This is a genomic window from Cobetia sp. MB87, from assembly GCF_011319755.1.
Lineage (GTDB): Bacteria > Pseudomonadota > Gammaproteobacteria > Pseudomonadales > Halomonadaceae > Cobetia.
The window spans coordinates 242,550-248,549 of sequence record NZ_VFBC01000003.1 but is presented as its reverse complement, the minus strand read 5'-3'; the positions used below and the strand labels follow the sequence as shown (position 1 = coordinate 248,549).

Below are 6,000 nucleotides of genomic sequence, written 5' to 3'. Positions count from 1 at the left end.
GGTGTATCGGTGTGAGGGGGCAAGGGGGCAAGGGGGCCAGGGAGGGGGATAATAAGTAGAAGGGCGAGAGCCGGGCCAGACTGCTCGTCGGCGTATTGCCTGGCCCCTTGATTGCGCGATGACCTGATTATGAGATGAGTCGGTTGCGAGACGACTCGTCGGCTGGATGACGCGTCCTGGCGCTCAAGCGCCGCCAGTCTCGTCAGACGACTCGTCACCGGCGACATGCAGCGCGACTTCGTGCTGACGCATCAGGGTCAGGATGCTTTCCGGGGGCTGGATATCGGTGAAGAGCGCATCGAGTTGGCTCAGGTTGCCCTGGCGCACGACCGCATTGCGCTGGAACTTGGAGTGATCCGCGATCAGGAAGACCTGGCGTGAGTTGTGGATGATCGCCTGGGCGACTCGCACTTCCTGATAGTCGAATTCCAGCAGCGAGCCATCTTCATCGATACCGCTGATGCCGATGATCCCGAAGTCGACCTTGAACTGGTTAATGAAGTCGATGGTGGCCTCGCCGATGATGCCGCCATCGCGGGAACGCACCATGCCGCCGGCCACGATGACGTTGAAATCCTCCTTGTGCTGGAGGATGGCCGCCACGTTCAGATTGTTGGTGATGACTTCAAGCCCGTGGTGATCACACAGCGCCTCGGCCACCATCTCGTTGCTGGTGCCGATGTTGATGAACAGCGAGGCGTGGTCGGGAATCTGCCTGGCCAGGGCCGCCGCCATGCGCCGCTTGGCGCCCAGGTTCAATGTCTTGCGGGTGCTGTAAGCGGTGCTGACGGTACTGGACTCAAGCCCCGCGCCCCCGTGCACGCGCTTAAGCGCACCGGCCTCGGAGAGCTGATTGAGGTCGCGACGAATGGTCTGCGGCGTGACCTCGAAGTGACTGGCCAGCTGCTCGATGGAGGCATAGCCCTGACGCGTGATCAGTTCGACAATGGCGCGATGGCGCTTTGGCTGCATCATCCTGTCCTCTTGCTCATGTCCGGTGAAAAAAACGTCTGCTCTGAACCGTCGCGGAGGCAACGTGAGCCTGAGTGCGGCTGCTGCTCGACCAGGTGCCCCGTGATGGCGATGTGGGGCGCTGTGCCATTCAGGATGTTCGTTTGGTGTTCTTTTTTAATGCATGCTCGCGGTGACACCAATGGTTGCACTGATTGACTTGGTGGGCGCAAGCCGTTGAAGTTATGCGAAATCCTGCATAACTCATTGAATAGAAAGGGTTATCGTGATCGTGTAGACAAAGGTATAGCGAATATCGGTGCTTTTCGCATTGTGACACCGATGTGAAGCCTGTACTTTCGCATTCGAACACCAAGCGCGTCTGTCAAGGCGTCGCTATGCCCGTGTAGAGGTCGGTGTCGTAAAATCAGGAGCGAGCAGCAGTATGTACGGTTTATTCAAATCCGCGGTGCACGCCACACCGCTTCACGACGCCAAGGTAGACGACACCTATAAGCGACTGAGATGGCAAATCTTTCTTGGTATCTTTTTAGGCTATGCTGGCTACTATCTGGTACGCAAGAACTTCTCTCTGGCCATGCCTTCCCTAGTGGAGCAAGGCTACTCCCGTGGTGATCTTGGTCTGGCCTTTGCCGGCGTGTCGATCGCCTATGGTATCTCCAAATTCGTGATGGGCGCTGTCTCTGACCGCTCCAACCCGCGTTATTTCCTCCCTGCTGGTCTACTAATGTCTGCCGGCATCATGTTCCTGTTCGGTTTTACTGACTGGGCAACCTCCAGCATCGGCATCATGTTCGTGCTGCTGTTCCTCAATGGGTGGGTGCAGGGCATGGGATGGCCGCCCTGTGGTCGCACCATGGTGCATTGGTGGTCACAGAGTGAGCGTGGCCAGATCGTTTCGGTGTGGAACGTGGCCCATAACGTGGGCGGCGGTCTTGTCGGTCCGCTGTTCATTCTTGGTATGGCCTGGTTCAACGACTGGCAGTCCGCATTCTATGTGCCTGCCGCGCTGGCCGTCTTCGTGGCGATCTTTGCCTTGCTGACGATGCGAGACACGCCGCAGAGTTGTGGCTTGCCTCCCATCGAGAAGCACAAGAATGACTACCCGCCGGGATACGATGAAAGCCACGAGCAGGAATTCTCCACGCGGGAGATTCTGGTCAAGTACGTGTTGAAGAATCGCATGCTCTGGTACATCGCGCTGGCGAATGTCTTCGTGTATCTGCTGCGTTACGGGGTCCTCGACTGGGCGCCGACCTACCTGCAGGAAGCCAAGAGCTTCAGCGTCGACAAGTCCTCCTGGGCATATTTCCTGTATGAGTGGGCCGGTATCCCCGGCACGCTGCTGTGTGGTTGGTTGTCCGACAAGCTGTTCCGAGGCAATCGCGGTGCGACAGGGGTGTGTTTCATGGCGCTGGTCGCCGTCTTCACCACTGTCTATTGGTTGAATCCTGCCGGTAATCCGGGAATCGACATGATGTGTCTGGTCGCCATCGGCTTCCTGATCTATGGCCCGGTCATGCTGATCGGTCTGCAGGCGCTTGAGCTGGTACCCAAGAAGGCGGCAGGGACCGCGGCTGGCTTCACCGGCCTGTTCGGTTACCTGGGCGGCTCTGTCGCTGCCAGTGCCTTGGTAGGCTATACGGTAGATGCCTATGGATGGGATGGTGGTTTCATGTTGTTGATTGGATCGTGCGTGATGGCGGTCGTCCTGTTGTCATTGACGATATTCGAGAGCACTCGCTTGTCGGTACGCACCGCCAGCTGATCCCCAGCGGAAACATGATCATTCAAATGGCCCGCTGAACGTTGCATGGGTGGGCCATCTTGTAACGGACTACCGGGAGATATTGACGATGACCAACCACATTCTGTCCATTGACCAGGGAACCACCAGCTCGCGCGCCATACTCTTCGATCGTGAAGGTGCGGTAACCGGACTGGCACAAGAGGAATTTGCGCAACACTTTCCGAACAGCGGCTGGGTCGAGCACAACGTCGATGATATTTGGGGATCGGTGAAGCGCACCGTGCGTCAGTCGCTGATCAATACCAATATCGGCGCCGAGCAGGTGGCCGCCATCGGGATCACCAATCAGCGTGAGACCACCATCGTCTGGGACCGCGAGACCGGCGTGCCGGTCTACAACGCCATCGTCTGGCAGGACCGCCGCACCCACGAATACTGCCGTGAGCTTTCCGATGCCGGTCATGGTGACATGATCCAGCAGAAGACCGGCCTGCTGATCGACCCCTATTTCTCCGCGACCAAGCTGCGCTGGATTCTCGAGAATGTCGAAGGCGTTCGCGCGCGTGCCGAGAAGGGCGAGCTGGCCTTCGGTACCGTCGACAGCTACCTGATCTGGAAGCTGACCGCTGGCAAGCGTCACGTCACCGATGCCACCAACGCATCGCGTACTTGCCTGTTCAACATCGTCGATCAGTGCTGGGACAGTGAGCTGCTGGAGCTGTTCGGCATCCCGGAATCCCTGCTGCCGCAAGTGCTGGATTCCAGTGATGATTTCGGCATCACCGATCCGCAGCTGTTCGGTGCGGCGATGCCGATTCGCGGCGTGGCCGGCGATCAACAGGCGGCGCTGGTCGGTCAGGCCTGCTTCACGCCCGGCATGAGCAAGAGCACCTACGGCACTGGCTGCTTCATGATCATGAACACCGGCGAGAAGATGGAGCTGTCGCGCAATCGTCTGCTGACCACGGTGGGTTATCGCCTCAATGGCAAGCCGACCTATGCCATGGAGGGCAGCATCTTCGTGGCGGGTGCTACCGTGCAGTGGCTGCGTGACGGTCTGAAGCTGTTCTCGGATGCCTCCGAGACCGAACCGTTGGCGCGGGCGGCCAAGGCCGACCACGGCGTCTACATGGTGCCGGCCTTCACCGGCCTGGGGGCACCGCACTGGGACCCGCAGGCGCGTGGCGCGATTCTGGGGCTGACCCGTGGCACAGGCATCACCGATATCGTGGCGGCTGGCCTGCAGTCTGTCTGTTATCAGACGCGTGACCTGCAGGAGTGCATGCTGGATGACGTGGCCATCAACTGCGCGAATCTGCGCGTGGATGGCGGCATGGTCAGCAACAACTGGGTGATGCAGTTCCTCTCCGACATGCTGGGCGTGAAGGTGGATCGTCCGCGCGTGCTGGAAACCACGGCGCTGGGCGTCGCCTATCTGGCCGGCCTTCATATCGGCTGGTATGACAGCCTGGATGAGATCAGCGAGCTGTGGCATTGCGAGCGTACCTTCGCGCCGGAAATGGCGGAAGAGCAGCGTGAGCGCCTCTACGCCGGCTGGCTGGAAGCGGTGGAAAGAGTGAAAAGCGACGGAGGCCACTGAGCATGTGGACCGATGTCATGACGGGCGAGTTTCTCGGCTGTCTGTTCCTTATCCTGTTCGGCGGTGGCGTGGTCGCAAATGTGGTGTTGTCTGACACCAAGGGCAATGGTTCCGGTTGGATCGTGATCACCACCGGCTGGGGCTTTGCCGTGATGATCGGCGTGTTCGTGGCTGTCTCGACCGGTTCGCCCCAGGCGGATCTCAACCCGGCGGTGACCCTGGCCAAGTATCTGCTCGGGGTGCATGCCACTCTCATGGATGTGGCGCGGCATGTCATCGCGCAGATGCTGGGCTGTTTCGCCGGTGCCGTGATGGTGTGGCTGGCCTATCTGCCGCATTGGAAGCGTACCAGCGATGCTGGCCTCAAACGGGCAGTGTTCTGCACGGATCCGGCAGTTGAATGTCGTCTGGGCAATATGCTCAGCGAAGTGATCGGTACCGTGGTGCTGATCTTCGGTATCGGTGCCATCGTCGGTTCAGGCACCATCAGCGCTGGCCTGCTGCCGTATCTGGTCGGCATGCTGGTGTGGGCCATCGGCCTCTCGCTGGGTGGCGCGACCGGCTATGCCATCAACCCGGCGCGTGACCTGGGGCCGCGCATCGCACACTCCTTGTTGCCGATCCACGGCAAGGGCGCCTCCGGCTGGGGCTATGCCTGGGTGCCGATCGCCGGTCCCCTGGCAGGGGCCTTGATCGCAGCCTCCATGTGGCATCTGCTGCTGTAACAAATCCTTGCCGCAATCTGCTGGTGAAGTTCCCTGCACCTGTGGCACTGTAACCAGTCTTCGCCCCGTCCCTCGACGGGGCGAAGTCATTTCGGGTCTTCGCCTTTTCTTGCCATCACTTGGCGATAGCATCACTCCATCGTCATGGGGCGCGTTCGTGCGGGCGAGAGATGGCGGTAGACGACTGACAGGGGGCAAGTGGCGGAGGTCATCAAGATGTGGACTGACGTCATGACGGGCGAGTTTCTGGGCACCACCTTCATGATTCTGCTGGGGGGTGGCGTGGTCGCCAATGCGATGCTCAGGGGCACCAAGGGAGCGGGTTCCAGCTGGCTGATGATCAATGCCGGCTGGGGATTTGCCGTGATGGTCGGGGTGCTGGTCTCGACCTCGACAGGGTCGCCCTATGGCGATCTCAATCCGGCGGTGACGATGGCGAAATACCTGTTGGGCGTGCATACCGATGAGCTCAAGGTCGCCAGGATGATGCTGGCGGAGCTGCTCGGCTGCTTCATGGGAGCGGTGCTGGTGTGGGCGGCCTATTACCCGCACTGGGAGGTGACCCGAGACCCGCTGCGCAAACGCGCGGTCTTCTGTACTGACCCGGCAGTGGCCAACAAGACGGCCAATGTCATCAGTGAGGCGATCGCGACAGTGGTACTCATCTTCGCCATCGGCAGCATGGTCAACAGTGAGCTGATCACGGATCGGGTATTGCCGTATCTCATCGGCGCGCTGGTGTGGGCCATCGGTCTGTCACTGGGTGGCCCGACCGGCAATGCGATGAATCCGGCGCGTGATCTGGCGCCGCGCTTCGCGCATTGGGTGTTGCCGATTGCCGGCAAGGGCAGTTCGGGCTGGCAGTATGCCTGGGTGCCCATCGCTGGCCCCTTGCTGGGGGCTGTATTGGCAGCTGTGCTGCGTCGGGTCTTTTTCTAGCAGTCCAGGCCCTG

Annotated in this window: 5 protein-coding genes; 4 read left to right on the top strand and 1 reads right to left on the bottom strand. The window is 60.2% G+C overall.

Annotated features, from left to right (window positions below; genetic code table 11):
• Positions 1-183 precede the first annotated feature (183 nt).
• Positions 184-975, bottom strand: coding sequence for a DeoR/GlpR family transcriptional regulator (locus CDPAHKCJ_RS02640; protein ID WP_166018592.1), 792 nt, complete (start codon positions 973-975; stop codon positions 184-186).
• Between the two features lie 421 nt (positions 976-1,396).
• Here CDPAHKCJ_RS02640 and glpT point away from each other — a divergent pair, with 421 nt between their 5' ends.
• The 4 genes from glpT (at position 1,397) to CDPAHKCJ_RS02620 (ending at position 5,986) form a co-directional block, all read left to right on the top strand.
• Positions 1,397-2,740 carry a glycerol-3-phosphate transporter gene (gene glpT, locus CDPAHKCJ_RS02635; protein ID WP_166018591.1) on the top strand — a complete coding sequence of 448 codons (1,344 nt, stop codon included), beginning with the start codon at positions 1,397-1,399 and terminating at the stop codon, positions 2,738-2,740.
• A gap of 88 nt (positions 2,741-2,828) precedes the next feature.
• Positions 2,829-4,322, top strand: a complete 1,494-nt coding sequence (gene glpK, locus CDPAHKCJ_RS02630) for a glycerol kinase GlpK (RefSeq protein ID WP_166018590.1) — start codon at positions 2,829-2,831, stop codon at positions 4,320-4,322.
• A 2-nt stretch (positions 4,323-4,324) separates the two neighbouring features.
• Positions 4,325-5,047 carry an MIP/aquaporin family protein gene (locus CDPAHKCJ_RS02625; RefSeq protein ID WP_052384798.1) on the top strand — a complete coding sequence of 241 codons (723 nt, stop codon included), beginning with the start codon at positions 4,325-4,327 and terminating at the stop codon, positions 5,045-5,047.
• Between the two features lie 216 nt (positions 5,048-5,263).
• On the top strand, positions 5,264-5,986 hold the full coding sequence (locus CDPAHKCJ_RS02620; protein WP_166018589.1) for an MIP/aquaporin family protein: 723 nt from the start codon (positions 5,264-5,266) through the stop codon (positions 5,984-5,986).
• Positions 5,987-6,000 lie beyond the last annotated feature (14 nt).

Excerpts from the sequence above, each read along its gene's own strand:
- CDPAHKCJ_RS02640 (WP_166018592.1), bottom strand. The coding sequence starts at position 975 with ATGATGCAGCCAAAGCGCCATCGCGCCATTGTCGAACTGATCACGCGT.
- CDPAHKCJ_RS02620 (WP_166018589.1), top strand. The coding sequence starts at position 5,264 with ATGTGGACTGACGTCATGACGGGCGAGTTTCTGGGCACCACCTTCATG.
- glpK (WP_166018590.1), top strand. The coding sequence starts at position 2,829 with ATGACCAACCACATTCTGTCCATTGACCAGGGAACCACCAGCTCGCGC.
- glpT (WP_166018591.1), top strand. The coding sequence starts at position 1,397 with ATGTACGGTTTATTCAAATCCGCGGTGCACGCCACACCGCTTCACGAC.
- CDPAHKCJ_RS02625 (WP_052384798.1), top strand. The coding sequence starts at position 4,325 with ATGTGGACCGATGTCATGACGGGCGAGTTTCTCGGCTGTCTGTTCCTT.